The sequence below is a fragment of the Sphingopyxis sp. 113P3 genome (assembly GCF_001278035.1).
In the GTDB taxonomy this organism is placed as follows: Bacteria; Pseudomonadota; Alphaproteobacteria; order Sphingomonadales; family Sphingomonadaceae; genus Sphingopyxis.
This window is the reverse complement of record NZ_CP009452.1, coordinates 1074529-1092051: the sequence shown is the minus strand read 5'-3', so window position 1 is coordinate 1092051 and position 17523 is coordinate 1074529. Positions and strand designations below refer to the sequence as shown.

Annotated in this window: 10 protein-coding genes; 6 read left to right on the top strand and 4 right to left on the bottom strand. The window is 66.3% G+C overall.

Annotated features, from left to right (window positions below):
• Window positions 1–15: 15 nt before the first annotated feature.
• Window positions 16–900, bottom strand: a complete 885-nt coding sequence (locus LH20_RS05235; RefSeq protein WP_053553311.1) for a WYL domain-containing protein — start codon at window positions 898–900, stop codon at window positions 16–18.
• 200 nt (window positions 901–1100) lie between these two features.
• On the opposite strand from LH20_RS05235, the gene LH20_RS05230 reads away from it, so the two are divergent.
• From LH20_RS05230 to LH20_RS05205, 6 genes are all read left to right on the top strand, one after another.
• Window positions 1101–3758 carry a PD-(D/E)XK nuclease family protein gene (locus tag LH20_RS05230; RefSeq protein WP_053553310.1) on the top strand — a complete coding sequence of 886 codons (2658 nt, stop codon included), beginning with the start codon at window positions 1101–1103 and terminating at the stop codon, window positions 3756–3758.
• Window positions 3758–7156 (top strand): UvrD-helicase domain-containing protein, encoded by a 3399-nt coding sequence (locus LH20_RS05225; RefSeq protein WP_053556107.1) that lies wholly within the window; start codon window positions 3758–3760, stop codon window positions 7154–7156. The genes LH20_RS05230 and LH20_RS05225 overlap by 1 nt, the downstream gene beginning before the upstream one ends.
• 4 nt (window positions 7157–7160) lie before the next feature.
• Window positions 7161–8339, top strand: coding sequence for a DUF6361 family protein (locus tag LH20_RS05220; protein WP_053553309.1), 1179 nt, complete (start codon window positions 7161–7163; stop codon window positions 8337–8339).
• Window positions 8329–10185, top strand: a complete 1857-nt coding sequence (locus tag LH20_RS05215; RefSeq protein WP_053553308.1) for a phospholipase D family protein — start codon at window positions 8329–8331, stop codon at window positions 10183–10185. Before LH20_RS05220 ends, LH20_RS05215 begins: the two co-directional genes overlap by 11 nt.
• On the top strand, window positions 10166–13324 hold the full coding sequence (locus LH20_RS05210) for a helicase-related protein (RefSeq protein WP_235527123.1): 3159 nt from the start codon (window positions 10166–10168) through the stop codon (window positions 13322–13324). The genes LH20_RS05215 and LH20_RS05210 overlap by 20 nt, the downstream gene beginning before the upstream one ends.
• A 277-nt stretch (window positions 13325–13601) precedes the next feature.
• A complete protein-coding gene (locus LH20_RS05205) occupies window positions 13602–13832 on the top strand; it encodes a helix-turn-helix transcriptional regulator (protein ID WP_053553307.1) in 231 nt (76 codons plus the stop codon).
• A gap of 226 nt (window positions 13833–14058) precedes the next feature.
• Here LH20_RS05205 and LH20_RS05200 read toward each other — a convergent pair whose 3' ends face one another.
• From LH20_RS05200 to LH20_RS05190, 3 genes are read right to left on the bottom strand one after another with little or no spacing between them, the layout of a single operon-like run.
• Entirely contained in the window at window positions 14059–14994 is a 936-nt protein-coding gene (locus LH20_RS05200; protein WP_053553306.1) for a plasmid partitioning protein RepB C-terminal domain-containing protein, read from the bottom strand.
• Window positions 14987–15895: a plasmid partitioning protein RepB C-terminal domain-containing protein gene (locus tag LH20_RS05195; protein ID WP_442800449.1), complete on the bottom strand. Its 909-nt coding sequence runs from the start codon at window positions 15893–15895 to the stop codon at window positions 14987–14989. Before LH20_RS05195 ends, LH20_RS05200 begins: the two co-directional genes overlap by 8 nt.
• Window positions 15892–17457 carry a recombinase family protein gene (locus LH20_RS05190; protein WP_268796097.1) on the bottom strand — a complete coding sequence of 522 codons (1566 nt, stop codon included), beginning with the start codon at window positions 17455–17457 and terminating at the stop codon, window positions 15892–15894. The genes LH20_RS05195 and LH20_RS05190 overlap by 4 nt, the downstream gene beginning before the upstream one ends.
• Window positions 17458–17523 lie beyond the last annotated feature (66 nt).

The following is a 17523-nucleotide window of genomic DNA, read 5'->3' as shown; positions in this document are numbered from 1 at the left end:
GCTCCCCCCAGTTTTTCATAGCTGAAGCTCCGCCTTCTCAAGCGCGGCTTCAGTTTCCTTGCGGTTTATTGTTACGATATGCTGTGTATGGGCGCTCTGTTTCGCGGCGTCACCAAGCAAACCCAGGCGCTTCAAAACGTAAAACAGCATGGCGTAGCGAACCGAGAGCACGCCGTTTCCAGGGTCCAGCCCATAATCCTTGGCGACGACCATCTTCTGGCTCGCCGTAAGCCCCGGATGCGGGCCGATGATGACGTCGAAATAGTTGTTCCAGAGCCAGTCCCGGTCGCCCGCCTCGCCAGGCTCCCCCTTCGCACCAACGTCGAGGACTCGCGGCAGTAGGAAATCCTTGAACTTGTGTTCGAGGTGGCAATAGGCCCGCGCGTGCCAGCGGAAACCATCGTAGCCGAAGGCGTGCGGGGTGATCCGTCGCCAGGTGGGCTCGGGCCGCAACTTGTTCATCGACTGGTAGAAGACGTCGATGGAGACGCCCTCCCGGCTCGCGTCGAGTATCTTCCGCAGAACCTTGATGTCGATGTCCCGCCTGGGCGTTAGCGCCACATCGGCGCTGGGGAGCGCCGCGATCCACGAGTCGCTCGCAGGCACAGCCCCCTCGGCGACCGAGCGGAGCTGCGACAGATAGATGTAAGGGTCCGGCTCAAGGAAGCGCAGAACGAATTTTTCGGCGGCGACGTAGCGCTTGGCGCGGGTGTCGTACTCCATGTTGCCCGGCGCCCGCTCCTGATAGAGCGTCAAATCCTTGGAAGCCTGCGGAACCGACACGCCGAACGCCTCGACAAGGTCGGCCCGGTTGATCGAACCCTCCCAGAACAGCCGAAACTCGATGAATTCGAGTCGGCGCCCCACCCCCCATTTCAACGCCGTCGTGGCTTCCGCCATTTGTCTTGCCTCGCCAACATGAGGATAAAAACTATATGGACAACCTGCTGAGGTCCGTGTAATTATTATTCGCATTAGGGGGTTTCGTCAATGGTCTATCGGTCACAGCCAGCGGAGCAAAGCGTGGGGCGACTCGGCTTGGAGGATCGGATCGCTAGGCCGGCGCACAGCTTCGAGCGAAACCCGGAAGGAGGACGGTCATGACCATCGCGCATCGATCCACCTTGGTCGTTCAGGGCCGCCTCGCCATGCGGGAGAACCGCCTCGCGGCGGGGCGTACCGGTCGGCACGGCCTCCAGATCATGTCCTTCGAGCAGGCCGCCGTCCGGCTGGCCGGCGGTTTTGTCCGCCCGATCGATGACGAGAGCCTGCGCGCGGCCATCCAGGCAGCCCTGTCCGTCACGCCAATGGGCGAACTGGAAAGCATCAAGACCCTGCCCGGCATGATCGATGCGGCGGCCGACACGCTGCACAAAGCCTGGCGCGCGGGCATCGACCTTGCCGCACGCGCGACCGATGGCCATCCGCGCCTCGCCGCCATCGCACGCTTGGAGGCGGCCGTCCTCGACCAGCTTCCGAACGGCATGCTGCGGCCTCTCGACATCGCCGCCGCCGCGACCGAGCGCCTGGCCCATGCGCCGGCGGTGCTTGGTCCGATGGAGATCGTCGGGCTCACCGAACTCTCGCCGTGCTGGCGACCGCTGCTTCAGGCACTCACCACCCATATCCCCGTGCAGTGGACGGCCGGCCCGAGGAGCGTTCCCGCGTGGCTGGACGGCACGGGCGTCGCGATCGCGCGCGCACCGGCGCAGGCGCCGGGAATCAACGCCGTCAGCGCGGCGACGGCCTATCACGAGGCCATCGAGGCGATGCGCTGGGCGCGCGGCTTGCTCGCCTCGGGCGTCGCCCCCTCGGAGATCGCCATCGCGACCGCCTCGCCCGCCGACTATGACGATCACTTCCTGGCTCTGCGCGCCGACGCCAACATCGACCTGCATTTCGTCCACGGCGTCCGCACCGTCACCACCCGCGACGGTCAGGCCGCCGCGGCGCTCGCCGACATCGTGGTCCGCGGCCTGTCGCAGTCGCGGTTGCGGCGGCTCGCCGCGCTCTGCCGGGACAGCGGACCTTTTGAGTCGCTGCCCGAAGGCTGGCTGCGAGTCCTGCCCACCGATGCGCCGCTCTCGACGCCGGGCGCCTGGAACCGCCTGCTCGCCCGGTTGACGGCGGACGACTGGCCCGATGGCGCCGACCATATCCCGGCTTTGCGCGCGGCGGTCGAGACGTTGGCGAAAGGACCGGAGGCCGCCGGTGAGATCGGAGAAGCCTTTCTCAAGGGCCGAGCCCTCGCGATCTGGCGCAAGGCGCTGCTCGCCGGCCCCGCCGCCTCGGTCGATGCGACGCTCGACACCCTGAAGCAGGACGACGGACTGGAAGCCTGCGTCTGCATCGCCTGGATGCCGGCCAGTGCGCTTGCGGCGTCGCCCCGCCGCTTCGTGCGCCTGCTTGGCCTCAATTCGTCCCGCTGGCCGCGCGGGATCGCCGAAGACCGGCTGATCCCCGACCATATCATCCCGACCCCGGTGCTCGATCCGCTGCCGGTCAATCTCGCCGACCGGCGCGATTTCGAGACGATCCTCGCCACGACGGGCGACACCGTCGTCCTGTCGCGCGCACGGCGCGACAGCGACGGCCGTCTCCTGGGGCGCAGCCCTCTGCTCGCCGGACATGGCGACGAGACCTATCTGCGCCGCAACGCGACGCCGGCGCACGCCTTCAGCGAGACCGATCGTCTGATGGCGCGGCCCGAGGAATTCGCCGCCGATCCGCAAGCCGTCAGCGCTCAAGGCTGCTGGCGCGACTGGCGACAGGTCGAGATCACCCCCCACGATGGACTCGTGCGCGCGGATCATCCGCTCGTCCTCGCCATCCTCGGCCGGACCCAATCGGCCAGCTCGCTGCGCCGACTGCTGCGCAATCCGCTGAGCTTTGTGTGGATCTATGCGTTCGGATGGCGCGAACCCCAGAGCAGCGCCGAACCGCTCGTGCTCGACGCGCTGGGGGTCGGCGATCTTGTCCACCTGGTTCTCGACCACGCCCTGCGCGACCTCGAAGCCGGGGGCGGCCTTGCGGCCGCCGACGCACAGACCATCGAAGCCGCCGTGGCGCGGGCCGCGCAAGCCGTCGCCGCCGACTGGGAAAGCGAGCGCCCGGTTCCGCCGGCGGTCATCTGGGGGCGCACCCTCGACGACGCCCGCACGCTGGCGAGCCGCGCCCTGTCCTACGGCGATAACCTTCTGCCAGGCGCACGTTCCTACGGCGAGGTTCCTTTCGGCGGTTCGCAGCCGAAATCCGACGCTCAGACGCCTTGGGATTCGAGCACGCCAGTCACGATCCCCGACACGGGCTTCAACATCGCCGGCTATATCGACCGGCTCGACATCGCGGGCGACGGCAAACGCGCCCTCGTGCGCGACTATAAGACCGGCCGCCCGCCGCGCGGCGACATCCGATTGAACGGCGGACGCGAGCTTCAGCGCTGCCTCTATGCGTTCGCGGTCAAGGCGCTGCTCGGCGATGACGTCGCGATCAGCGCCTCGCTGCTCTACCCACGCGATCCCGTCGATCTCCAGCTCGACGACCCCGAAGCGGTGCTCGTGGAGATCACCGGCTATCTGCGCGCGGCACGGGCGAGTCTCGCCGGCGGCGCGGCCCTGCCTGGGCCGGATACCGGCGGCGACTACGACGACCTCGCCTTTGCCCTGCCGGCCAACGCCAGCGCCACCTACTGCAAACGCAAGATGCCGGCCGCCACGGAGCGGCTCGGCGAAGTCACTCAGGTCTGGGAGGCGGAATGATGAGCAACGAGTCCAAGGTGCTGAAGGACGACGGCGCGCGCCGCCATGCGATCAGCCTTCATGATCGCTCCATCCTGGTCGAGGCCGGCGCGGGTTCGGGCAAGACCGCCGTCATGGCTGGACGCATCGCCGCCATGCTCGCCGAAGGCGTTTCCCCACGCGCCATCGCCGCCGTCACCTTCACCGAGCTCGCCGCGAGCGAATTGCTGTCGCGTGTCCGCGAGTTCGTCGCCAACCTCTCGGCCGGTGTGATCGCGACCGAGCTACGCGTGGCGCTCCCCGATGGCCTGTCGGAGGTCCATCGCCGCAATCTCGCCGCCGCCAGCGCCGCGATCGACGAAATCACCTGCTCGACCATCCACGGGTTTTGCCAGCGGCTGATCAAGCCCTATCCGGCGGAGGCCGACATCGACCCCGGCGCCGCCGTGATGGATCGCAACCAGGCCGATCTGGCCTTCCTCGAGATTGTCGATGGCTGGTTGCGCGAGCGGCTGTCCGGCGGTCAAAGCGGCATCCTGGCCGAGATGGTGCTGCATAGCCCCGGCGAGACGGTGGCGCTGATCCACAAGATCGCCGAGAATCTGCGCCGCCGCCCCACGCTCGCTGCGCCCCCTGTCTCGGCACTTGACGGCCACCTTGCGGCGTTTCGGCAGGCGGCGGCGGATTTCACGGGCTTCATGAGCGCTACGGCGGCGGCCGAGCCGGAGACCGCGACGATCGTCGAACGGCTGGCCGAAATGGTCGCGGTCCTGGCGAACGCTCCAGACCCGGGGACGCCCGCGGGCCTCGTCCAGCTCCTGACCTCGCGTCCTCACCCGGATCTCTGCACCAAAGCCGGCGCCTTCGCTTCCTACCGCAAGAAAGGGAAATGGGCGGCCGCCGCCAAGCAGGCCGGACTTTCCAAGGCCGACGGCGATCGGCTGAACGACGCGGCCGAGACCCACTACGCCGCCTGCTGCGATGCCTGGACCGCGCTCGTGCAGGCCGCCGCCGGCCATGCCCTCGCTGCGCTGATCGACGAGGCGCATCCCATCCTGCAACGCTATCGCGACCACAAGCGCGCCAGCGCCCAGCTCGATTTCGACGATCTGATTTTCGCGGCGCGCGCCTTGCTGCGCGACCACGATGCCGTGCGCCGGGCGCTGGGACAGCGTTTCGCCCACGTCCTCGTCGACGAGTTCCAGGACACAGACCCCCTGCAAACCGAGATCTTCTGGCGTCTGTGCGGCGATCCGGTCGATGGCAACGTCGACTGGGCGCGGTTCCAAATCCGGCCGGGCGCGCTCTTCCTGGTCGGCGACCCGAAGCAGGCGATCTATCGCTTCCGGGGCGCCGACGTCGGCGCCTATGTGCAGGCGCGCGACGCCTTCCGCGCCCAGGACCCCGGCAGCCTTCTGTCGATCTCCACCAACTTCCGCTCCTGCGCCTCGATCCTCACCTTCGTCAACGAGCGCTTCGAGGCCGTGCTCTCGGCCGATGGCCAGCCGGGCTTCACCGCTCTCGACCCGTTCCATGACGATCGGGGTGGCCTGTGCGTGGCGGCTCTCGACATCGCCGTGGCCGACGAAAACGGCAAGGCCAGCGCAGAACAGCAGCGGGACGCCGAAGCCGACGCCATCGCCGAGTTGTGCGCCCGGCTGATCGAAAGCCACCCCATCATCGACCGTCGCAGCGGCGCGGAGCGCCCTTGTCAGCCGGGCGACATCGCCTTGCTGGCGCCAACCGGCGCCGAGCTGTGGCGCTATGAGGAAGCCCTGGAACGCCGCGGCATCCCCGTGGCGACCCAAGCCGGCAAGGGGCTGTTCCGCCGCCAGGAGGTGCAGGATCTGATCGCGCTGACCCGCGTTCTGGCCGACCGCCGCGACACGCTGGCGCTCGGCGCGCTGCTGCGCGGGCCTCTGGTCGGACTCACCGAAGAAGACCTGCTGGACATCATCTGGGGACTTCCGCGCTCGGAGGAACAGCCGGATCGGATTCCGCGCCTGGATCTCAGCATCGATCCCGCCGTCATCGCGCACCCGCTCGCGCGCGAAGTCATCGAGCGGCTGCAATCGCTCTCCCGGCGCGGCAACAGCACGACCCCGCACGAGCTGCTCTCGCAGGCCGTGGACGTGTTGCGCGTCCGTCCGCTCCTCCTCGATCGCCATCGCGGCCAGGCCGAGCGCGCGCTCGCCAATGTCGATCTCTATCTCAGCCTGTCGACCGGCTACGCCGTGCGCGGCTTGCGCGCCTTCGCCGAGGCGATGACAGCGGCGTGGTCCGATGAGGCCCGCGCGGTCGAGGGACGGCCCGACGCCCAGGAGGAAGCGGTCGCGCTCTTCACCATGCACGCGGCCAAGGGGCTGGAATGGCCGATCGTCATTCCGGTCAACACCATGACCGGCGTCATGGCGCCCGACAGCGCCGTGATCGACCGCCGGACCGAGACCTTCTATTGCCCGGTCCTGGGCGTCGTGCCCGAGGGCTACGAAACCGCGCGCCAGGCGGAAAAGGAGGAGCTGGACCGCGAACGCATCCGGCTCTGGTATGTCGCGGCCACCCGCGCCCGCGAACTACTCGTCTTGCCCCGGCTCGACGCCACGCCGTCGAAATCGGCCTGGATCGGTCTCGTCGATCTGTCGCTCGCCGACCTTCCCGGCCTGGACGTCTCTCACTTGCCTGCCGGTCTCGCGGCCGCAGGTGCGGGCGCGGGCAACACCCAGACGCGCGCGAGCTTCGCCGCAGAAGCCGAAGCCATCGCGGCCGCGCAGACGCGGTTGACCTGGCTCGCGCCCAGCCGTGACGAAAACGCCGCCGGGACCGTGCTGCGGGAAGAAGAAGCCGCGCTCTGGACGGGATCGGCCGACGATCAGCCCCCCGAGCTGGAAGCAGCCGTCCTCGTGCAGGGAGGCCGCGAGCGCGGGCTGATCCTCCACAAGCTCATGGAAGAGGTGCTGACCGGAGAAATTCCCGAAGCGGAAGCCGCCCTGACTGAACGGGCTGGCCACCTCATCCGAGCCCTCGGCCAGTCTCCGGTCGCCGACCCGGCGACGGGGCTGTCGGCGCAGGAACTAGCGGCCTGTGTCGCCCGGACCCTGGCTCTGCCTGACATCGCGGCCCTGGGGCCGGGTCTTCTGGCCGAATTTCCCGTCTATTCCGCACAGGCGGCCGACGGTGTGGAAACCGCAACGGCCGGGATTGCCGATGCCCTGACCCTGACGGCCGAGGGCCGCCCCGCCGTCGTCGTGGACTGGAAAAGCGATGTGACGCCGGCGCCGGGAACGCTCGATCACTATCGCGCGCAGGTGCGGGCCTATCTCGACATGACCGGAGCCGAGCGCGGACTGATCGTGCTGATGACCTCCGGCGCCGTCATTCCCGTCCTGCCGACGAAGCCGACCGAGAGCGAGGCGGCCTGAGCCCATGTCGTCTCTTGCTTGGATCGATTTCGATGAAGCCGAGCGGCAGCGCGCGCAGCGCATCATGGCGCTCTTTCAGGAGCGCGAGACCCGCGACGAGCTGGGGCTGGGGGCGATCCGGGATTCCATCGCCGATCACCTCTTTCCGGGCACGAGCACGATCCAGACGCGCCTGCGATACATGCTGTTCATTCCCTGGCTCTATCGGGCGCTGGAAAAGCGCGAAGTCCCTGAAGCGCAGCTCCGCACCGAGGCGCGCGACACCGAAATCCGGCTTGCCGACGCCCTGAAAGCCGGCGGTGAGTCCAACGGCATCATCGGCCGGGATGCAGGACCACGGCTCCAGCGGTTGCCGAGTTCCGTCTATTGGGCTGGCCTGGGCGCGTGGGGCATCCGGGTCTTTCCGGGCTCGCTCGACAGTCTGTTCGTCGCCTTGCGGGGCCGTGGTCGGTCGCGCGGCGCATCCAGCGGCGAAGACGCTCTGGCCGGCGCCCAGACGCCCGCCGTCTGGAATCCGGCCTTGCCCCAGATGCCCGGCGACCTGCTTGAGCAGGCCGTCTTCCGCCTGACCACCGACGAGGCGCAATTCCTCATCGACCGCCTGATCGCCAGCCAGCCCACCGCACTGCTCACGATGCTGGCGCGCGAAGGCATCGACGCGGACTGCGACTATATCTGGACGCACCCCCATCTGTCGGCGTTTCCATCCGCAGCGCGCCGCCTCGTCCAGCATGGGGAAATCTTCTCCCATGTGATGCATGGCGCCGCGCTGCTCTATAACCTCGCGCTCAGTGAGCTGCGCCAGCGCGACGACTGGATCGAGGACTATCGCGCTCGGCTTGAAGCCTGGAGCGACGAACTCGATACCAGCGCCGTCCGCGCGTGGTCGCTCGATGATTTCTGGAATGTCGTGGAGCACCCCGCGCACGCCGTCCGTCCGGCCGCCAAACGGTTCGTGAGCGAGTGGCGCGATCTGGTTCTGGCCGGGACGGAGCAGATAATCTCGGCGCCCGCGGCGCGGCGGCTCGTCGAGGAGCGCGAACGCCGGCTCAAGACCAGCCAGTCCCGCTACGCCAATCACGCTGTCCGTGACCGCTGGACCGGCGCATCGGGCGCCGACCGCCTCAGCTTCCGCTGGGCGCAGGCCAAATCCCACCTGCGGGATCTCGCCCATGCTGAATAGGCGCAGCCTCGATCCCGAACAGCGAACGCTCTACGGCGCCAATCTTCAGCCGCCGGCGGGCTATGTCTTCGACGCGGCGGTCGCCACGACCTTCTCGCTCGACTTCGAGACGGCGCTCGCCGTGCCGGTCAGTCTGGCGCTCTTCGCCGCCGAGAACCGCGACGACATTCTCTCTCATCCTCTGGCGCTGCTCGAAGGCGCCGAGCGCATCGCCGGCCGCCTCGTCGTCTTCACCGACGCCGGCCATATCCAGGCGAGCGCCCGGCCACATTCCCGCCTTTGCTCGCTGCTCGAACGCATTATCGTCGAGGTCGCCGCCCCTCAAGGCGGAGCCTTCCACCCCAAGATGTGGGCGCTGCGCTTCACGCCGTTGCGGCCCGAAGACCCCGCCCGCCTGCGTCTGCTCATTCTCTCCCGAAACCTGACGCGCGACCGCTCATGGGACATTGCCGCCACCCTCGACGGCGTGATCACCAAGCAGCCCAAGGCGGTCAATCGCCCGGTCGCCGACTTCCTTCGCCAGCTCCCCGACCTCGCGACCGTGGGCGTTCCCGACGGAACGAAGACGCTTGTCGATGACCTGGCCGAAGACGTGCGCCGCGCCGAATGGAGCCTGCCCGAACCGTTCCAGAGCGTCTCCTTCGCCGTCAACGGCCTCGGCGGAAAGCCATGGCGCCCGGAACCCTGCGTTCGGCTGGGCGTCGTCTCGCCCTTCTGCGACGATCAAACCTTGTCGATGCTCGCCGGTCTGGCCAGCGCCGAAAAGCCCATCTTCATCGGGCGATCCGACGAACTCGCCCAGGTGCCCGGCGCCACACTCGATGGCTTTGCCCGCGTGGCCGTGCTCGACGAAATGGCGGCCACGGAAGATGGCGAGGAGGAGGACGCAGCGGCCCTGCAAGGGCTCCATGCCAAGGCGTTCATCGCCGAACGCGGCTGGGACACCGCGATCACGGTCGGCTCGGGAAACGCCACGCGGCCGGCGCTGCTGACCGGCAGCAATGTCGAGATCTTCACCACCCTGACCGGGAAGCGATCGCGGGTCGGCAGCGTCGAGGAAATCCTCGGCAACAAGGGGTTTGGCCGGCTGACGCGGCCGTTCGTCCGCGACGAGACGGGAGCCGCCGATGCCGCGCAACGAGCCGCCGAGGCTCGTTTGGATCAGGCCCGGCGCGAGATTTGCCGCAGCGGCCTCAAGCTCCGTTGCGAGCGCGGCGAGCACGCCGCCGATGGCGCGCCGGTCTGGCGGGTCTGGCTGATCCCGTCCGAACCGCTGCACCTTACCGGGCTCGGTACGCTGCGAGTTTGGCCGATCACGCGGGGCGAAGGACATGCGCGCGATGTGCTGGAGCCGCTCCGACAGGGACAGCCCGCCGACCTTGGCGCAATGCCCTTGGTCGACCTTACCCGGTTCCTTGCCTGTCACCTGACGGACGAGACGGAAGACGTCTCGATCCTGTTCAGCACCGGGCTCATGATGGAGGGGCTGCCCGCAGAGCGCCACGCCGCCATCCTGCGCTGGGTGATCGACAGCAAGGACGCCTTCTTCCGCTATCTCCGCCTGCTCCTCTCCGAATTAGGCGATCCCTTCGCCGCCGCCCTCGCAGCGCAGGACGGGTCAGGTCAGGGCGCTTGGCGCGCGGCAAGCGACGACGCGCCCATTCTCGAGGAGATGGTTCGGGCCTTCTGCCGGGGCGGCGACCAGCTTCGCGCCATCGAACGGCTGATCGCACGCCTGGAAACCGGCGACGGTGACGATACCGATCCGATTCCGGCTGAGTTCCGCACACTCTGGAACACATTCCGAATTGCGCTCGCCACGCAGGATGCTGCGCATGCCGAATGAACGGTTTCGCGCCGACGCGGCGCTCGCTCCCCTCAAGGTCTTTCAGCGGCGCACCGTCGACTACGTCTTCGATCGGCTCTACGGCGAGGACGATCCTGTCCGCCAGTTCCTGGTCGCCGACGAAGTCGGCCTCGGCAAAACGATGGTGGCGCGCGGGGTCATCGCCCGCATGATCGAACACCTGTGGGACAACACCAAGCGAATCGACATCCTCTACATCTGCTCGAACCAGGCGATCGCCGCCCAGAACCTCAACCGGCTGAACGTCCTCGGGCGGCGCGAGCTGGCCCTGCCGACCCGCATGACGCTCGTTCCCCTGCAACTGCGCGATCAGGCGGGCCTCGACGCCAACAGGGTGAACTTCATCAGCCTGACGCCGGGCACGACCTTCGATCTGCGCTCCGCGACGGGCGTGACACAGGAACGCGCCTTGCTGCTCCATCTCCTGCGCGACCTCGTTACGCGCCCGCGTGGCCTGCACAACCTTTTGCAGGTCACGGCCGGCGTCGAGGGTTGGAACCGCGCCGTGGACAACCTCACCCTCGAAGGCGTCGACAAGCGCATCATCGAGCGTTTCCGCCGCGACGTGCAGGCGGATCGCGACCTCTTCGAGGAACTCGAACGGGTTTGCGAACTCTTCCCGCGCCGTCGGGACACCTATCCCGCAGAAATGACACAGCCCCGCAACAGCCTGGTCGCCCGGCTCCGCGCCAAGCTGTCCCACGCCTGCGTGGATGCGCTGCAACCCGACCTCATCATCATGGACGAGTTCCAACGATTCCGGGATCTGCTGCATGGCGACAGCGACGCGGCGATCCTCGCGCGCGAACTGTTCGACTACTCGGGAGGCGACGGGCACGCTGCCCGCACCTTGCTGCTCTCAGCCACACCCTACCGGATGCTCACGCTCGCCGGCGACGAGCCCGACGAAGGCGACCACTATCAGGACTTCCTTGAGACCTTGAGTTTCCTCTACGGCCGGGAAAAGGGGCCGGAGGTGGCAGCCACGCTGGCGCGTGAAATGCGCGCCTTCCGCGGCCTCCTGCATGCCCTGCCACAGTCACATGCCTCAGCGGTCGAGACCCGCCAGACCATCGAACGGCGCCTGCGCCGTGTGATCGCCCGAACCGAGCGGGTCGCATCCACGGTCGAGCGCGACTCCATGATGAGCGAGCCTCCCATCACGGTCTCGATCGCGCCCGCCGACCTCGCGCAGGCATCCGCCGTTTCTCAGGTGGCGCGCACGCTCGATGCGCCGGAGATCATCGAATACTGGAAGTCTTCGCCCTATCTGCTCAACTTCATGCGCCACTACAGCCTGAAGCGGCTGCTGGAAGACCAGGTCGACGCGCCTTCGGCCGTGCTCCGCACTGCAATCCAGGCGGCTCGGCCGGCCATGCTCGATCACGACGCCATCGACGCCTATGCGCCGCTGGACCCGGCCAACGGCCGCATGCGCGCGATCATGGACGACATCTTCGGCCAGCACCTGGAACAGAATCTCTGGATACCCGCCGCCATGCCCTATTACGGCGAGGCGCGAGCCGGGGCGCCCCTGACCAAGGCGCTGATATTTTCGTCCTGGTCCATGGTGCCCGATGCAATCGCAGCTCTGCTGTCCTACGAAGCCGAACGGCGCATGGGCGTCGGCGAATCCGGCCGGCGCTATTTCGAGCAGCATCGCCTGCGCCCCTTGCAGTTTCGGCAGGATCACGGCCGGCTCGCTGGTCTGCGCGCGCTGCTGCTGATCTATCCCTCGCCGGCGCTGGCGGAGCTGGCCGACCCGCTGGCGGTGTTCAGTGAAACGGGAGCCGCCTTGTCGCTGGAGGGAATGCGCTCCGCTGTGGGCGACCGCCTCAAGCCCGTCCTGGGTGCCTTGAAGGAAGGCGCGGTGTCGCATCAGGACGCGCACAGCGCCGAGTGGGCCGCCCCAGCCGTGATCGATGATCTGTTAGGCGCGCGATCCCGCGCTTGGCTGGAGACGCCCCACGGCATGCGCGCCCTGGCGAGCGAAGACGGCTTCCACGATCATATCGCCGAACTGGCGGCAGCGGTGAAGACGCACGACATCGGCGCTTTGTCCGACGATCTTTCGGACCTGCTGGTTGACGTCGCGCTCGGCAGTCCGGCCGTCTGCGCGCTTCGCGCCCTCAAGCGGATCGCGCCCGAGCTGGCGTGGGACGACCCACGCTTGCTCAGCGCCGCCGCTGAAGTCGCCTGGTCGTTCCGTGCGCTGCTCAATCAGCATGACGCGGTCGCCTTGCTGCGACGGGATACCGACGATCACTACTGGCGCCGCGTGCTGGCCTATTGCGCCCAGCACAACCTACAGGCCGTCCTGGACGAATACGCACATTACCTTGTCGATGCCGAAGGTCTCGGCGCCCGCCCAGCCGACGACCGCGCAATCGGTGTCGCTCGCGCCATGGCCCAGGCCCTCACTATCCGCCCGTCGCAGATCGACGTCGATGACGTGCAGGTCGATGGAGAGTCCCTCGCCATCAGCAAGTTCCAGATGCGCGGACGCTTCGCGATGCGGCTCGCCGACTACAAGGACGAAGACGGCGCCGTCGCGCGGCTCGGAGGCGTGCGTGACGCTTTCAACTCACCGTTCCGGCCGTTCGTTCTCGCCACCACGTCAGTCGGCCAGGAAGGGCTGGACTTCCATCCCTATTGCTATCGCGTCTATCACTGGAACTTGCCGGGCAACCCGGTGGACCTCGAGCAGCGCGAAGGCCGCGTCCACCGCTTCAAGGGCCATGCCGTGCGCCTCAATCTGGCCGAACGCCAGGCCGCGGTCGTCAGGGGCCGTGGGCAGGCTCCTGACGATCCGTGGAAGCTGATGTTCGAGCACGCGCGATCCGAGGCGGCGGTCGACACCGATCTCATCCCCTATTGGATCTACGAAGGTTCCGTGCGCGTCGAACGGCGCGTGCCGATGCTGCCGTTCAGTCGGGAAGTCACGCGACTCGCCTGGCTCAAACGCAGCCTCACGGTCTATCGACTGGCCTTCGGTCAACCGCGGCAGGACGATCTGCTCGACTACCTGCAAACCCTGGCCGGCCACGGCATGGACTCCAACCTGCTTACAGACCTGCAAATTCGGCTTGAGCCAGAGGTGTTCGACAGGTCAGCGTGATGACCTCACCGCGCCTGGCTTCAAATGCCCTTTGCGAGTGGGAAGACCACTCCGCATCCCCGCCTATTTATATCCCCCACCATCCGCCTTCCCTACGCCTGACGATTGATACTTCCCTGGCCACTTCTGCGCGCTCATGTTCGGTCGTGCGGGAGCGTGCGCCATCGAAGCTCGGCCAGCGTGTCGGTGCCTCTGAATGACCAACGCATTACGAAATGCGTCTCGCGCTCGACCATCAACGATCATCAGCGGCAGGTCTCCTGCCGAAGGAGGGCGTATGTCAGAGACCACATTCCTCACGCCGGAAGAGGTGGCCGAACGCTATCGTGGCAGCGTTTCCGTCGGCACCCTTCGGAACTGGCGTGCGATGAAGATCGGGCCGTCGTTCGTAAAAATCGGCAAAGCGGTGCTCTACCGGATCGACGAGCTTGAGGCGTGGGACGATAGGAATCGTGTGCAGTGCCGCGCCCCGAAGCGAATTGAGCAAAGCACCATGGATCGAGCTTGATCGCTCAGCACAAATGGCGGGCGCGCCGGTTGGCGCTGCCGACGCGCCCGCCCGCCTTCAGTTCATGCGAGGCGAACCGCCCCTCATGCGGCTGGACCATATGACGGCCAGCCTGGTGGGCCTCATGCGGGTTCGCCGCCATTCCCACCGCCATGCTTGATCCGCCCCACGGTGCGGCTTCTCCCATGGTCCCCGCGCTTATCGGGTCCGGGTCCCCATATCTGACTCAGGCGCTCGGCGTTTCCGCGATCGGGCCGAGCGTGTCGATCTCGGCGATCTTCTGAAACTCGCTGAGATAGTCCTGCTGATGGGTCGCCAACCAACGGACCACGCGATTGTTCGCAAGGAGCTTGGCGACGTATCCACGCGCGACGGTCAAATGCAGATTGTCGATGCCGTAGGTTTCCTCGACCGACTTGACCTGCGTCTGGAGCGCCGCCAGTTCCCGCTCCATCCGGGCGATCTGTTGACCCGAGGGCGTCGGCTTGCCGCCGCCCTTTCCCCTCTTGGTGGCGGCAAGCTGGTTTTCGGATGTCGCCGCGCGCAACGCGCGGGCAAACATGACCGTGAAATTGTTCTGGCCGATCATCAGATCGGCGGCTTCGATCTGCCGCACGGCCGTCATCTGACGCAGAATGTCGAACACCTTCATGGAGCAAGGCGTGTCTTTCAGCATCTCGGCCGCCTCGGGGCTGATCCCTTCCAGCAGCCGGAAACGCCGCAGCACTGACTCGACCTGGAGGTTCAGGGCCGCGGCAATGTCGGCGGATGACACGCCTCGATCCATCGCGCGCGCAATCATCCGGTGCTCCTGGATCGGCGGGATGCGGTTGACGCGCTTGTTGTAGGTATAGGTGTCGTCGTCAGAGGCGAGCAGGCACTCCACCTCAGCGATGCCGAGTTCCTTCAGCGCTTCCAGCCGAAGGTGGCCATCCAGGAGAAACCAGGTTCCGGGGTTCTTTTCATCCGCCATAACGACGGGCGCTTCGATCAAACCGATCGCCTTGATGGAACTTAGAACCTGCGAATAGGACCGGCTCGCCTTGGCGCCGTTCGGCAACGTCTTGAGCGGAACGATAGCCGCGACAGGAATTGTCAGGAAGTCTCGGTCGAAGGCGAGATGAATACGCCCATCCTCCCGACCCCTCGGTTCATCAGGCATGATCGCCTCCCGAAACGCGGACTTTGAGCGCCCGAGGCATGGTCGCCAGCCCTTCCGCTCTCAGCAGATTGATGAAGCCGTCGTTGGCGAGCAGATCCTTAAGCGCCTCGACGACGAACAGCAGGCGGGTCTGCGTGAAATCCGACTTCTTGACGAGCAGGCGCTGCTTTTCCGCTTCACGCTGATAGACCTGCATGAGATCGGCGGCGGTCATTCGGCGGACCCCGGTGCCTTTCCGACCTAACCGCCCGGCAGGCAAACCTCCCTTGCGTTGGCTTCGCATCCGCATGTCGAGCAGGCGGCGGACGGCGGCCAGCTTCTTGCCCCTGAGCTTGCCGGTCTCATAGGCGTCAAGGAGCAGATTCTGTGCCTCTTCCGTCTCCGCCTTGGAAATCTCCATCGCCAGGGTGATCGGAATGAGCCCGGTTTCGACCGCGGCCACCAACCGTTCCTCGCCGCGCTCAAGAAGCGAAGCGATCATATTCACCCAGGACGCCCCGACGCCGATCTTCTCGGCGATCTCGGCATCGCTATAGCCGCGAGAACTCAGAGCGCCGATCTCTTTCATGACGTCTATGGGCCGTGGGGTGCGCCGCGCGATATTTTCGACCAGGCTCATCACGAGACACTCGCTCTCGCTGGCCTCGATCACCACGGCCGGAATCTCCGTCTGACCCAGCATCTGGAAGGCTTCCAGCCGGCCTTCGCCACAGACGAGATCGTATCTCGGCCCCCCGGCGCCATCACGGCGGCTCACCGTGATCGGACGCTTCAGGCCGATGGCCTCAATGTTGTTCACGATCTCCCGGTGCTGACGCTTGTTGCGCGCGCGTGGATTCAGAACGGTGATCCGGGAAATCGGAATCATTTCGACCCTGTTCGGACGGACGGCAGGCATCATGCGGCCTCCCCAAGAGGAATGGGCGTGGCAATGTCGTAAAGAAGCTCGAGGCCGTCGAAGCGATAGGCGTCGAGCCCAAGCGTATTCTCCTCTCCCAGCCGCAGCTTTTCGGAGAGCATGTCGATACGCGGGAACAGGTAGTAGTCGAACGGCGCGCGATTGGCGCTGTCCATTCGCACGACGATCGTGATGTCGGGCGCGAGCGAGGTGTCGAAGCGCAGATGCCACCGCAGCAGCCCGGTCGACGTCTCGACGCACCGGGCGACCACCACCGAGAGGCTGAACTCGCCGTTGACGATCACCCGGTCGGTCTGAAGATCCTGCCAGGCGTCGCTACCCGCAGCCCGCAATCCGTCGAGCACCTCGCGGACGATTTCGGGATGGAGCTTGCGCAGCTCGCGGTTGATTTCGACATATCGGTAGTCGCGATCCGGCGTGAAGCCCACGAGGCCATAGGCGCGAAGCAGGCTGCCAAAGCGGGAACTATAGGCGCTACTGGATGGCATCCCCTCGCATTCGTCGATGACGATGCCGGACAGCAAACCCTTCTGTTGGTAGAGCTTCCTCAGAGATTGGAGCATCTCCTCGTCACTCAAACGGAAGGAGCGTGCGCTGATGATGGTCCTGGCCGCCTCGAATAATTGCCGTTCGACGACGGCCACGAAGGCGTCCGGCGACCTGATCCACATCTCGGGATCGTTCTGGACGCGCTTTTTCTTCAGCTTGAAGGAGCGGCGGTTCCATACGTTGTCGCCGACATATTTCTCGTTGATCAGAATCTGGTGGACCGTTCCCCTGGTCCAGGGTCGTCCAAGATCGGTCGGTAGGCCCCGTTGGTTGAGATCGGCAGCGATCTCCCGCTCGCTGTATCCCTGATGGACGAAGGCTTGGTAGATGCCGCGCACCAGCTCGACTTCTTCCGCCGGGCCAAGCGTCAGGATCACCCGATCGGTCTGGATGCTCTTGTGCTCCCCACGGCCCAGAACCCCTTTGATGACGCCATGCTCGTCGATCAGGGTTCGGCGGAGACCGAAGCCCGCAGGTCCGCCCTGACGGTAGCCCTTCTCGATCAGCCGGCCTTGGCCCGCAAACACCTTGGTCGATAGCTCGCGGCTATACTCGCCGGCCATCGCCCGCTTGACGCCTTTGACGATGGTCGAGATCGGGCTGCCATCGTTGTCGAATTGCTCCGCGCAATACTCGACGGCGATGCCGGCGCGTCGGCAGATATACTCGTAATAGGCGCTCTCGTCGGCATCCTGAAAACGCCCCCAGCGGCTGACGTCATAGACGAGAACCAAGGTGAAATCGGTGTTCCCGGACTGCACGTCCTCGATGAGCTGTCTGAGCGCGTCGCGTCCCTCAATCTTGAGGCCACTTTTCCCCGCATCGGCATAGGTTCTGACGATCTCTATTCCGCGGGCTTCAGCATACTGCTTGATCGCGTCGGACTGGTTTTCGGTCGAATATTTTTGATGGTCCGTGGACATGCGGACGTATTCGGCAGCCCGAAGAGGACGTTCAGGCTGCCCTGACCGATCATCGTAAAGTCGCTGGCCCATCACATTACGCCCTCCCGAAATTGCCTGCGGCGGTCCGGGCGACCGACCGCCGCAGCGCATGACGGG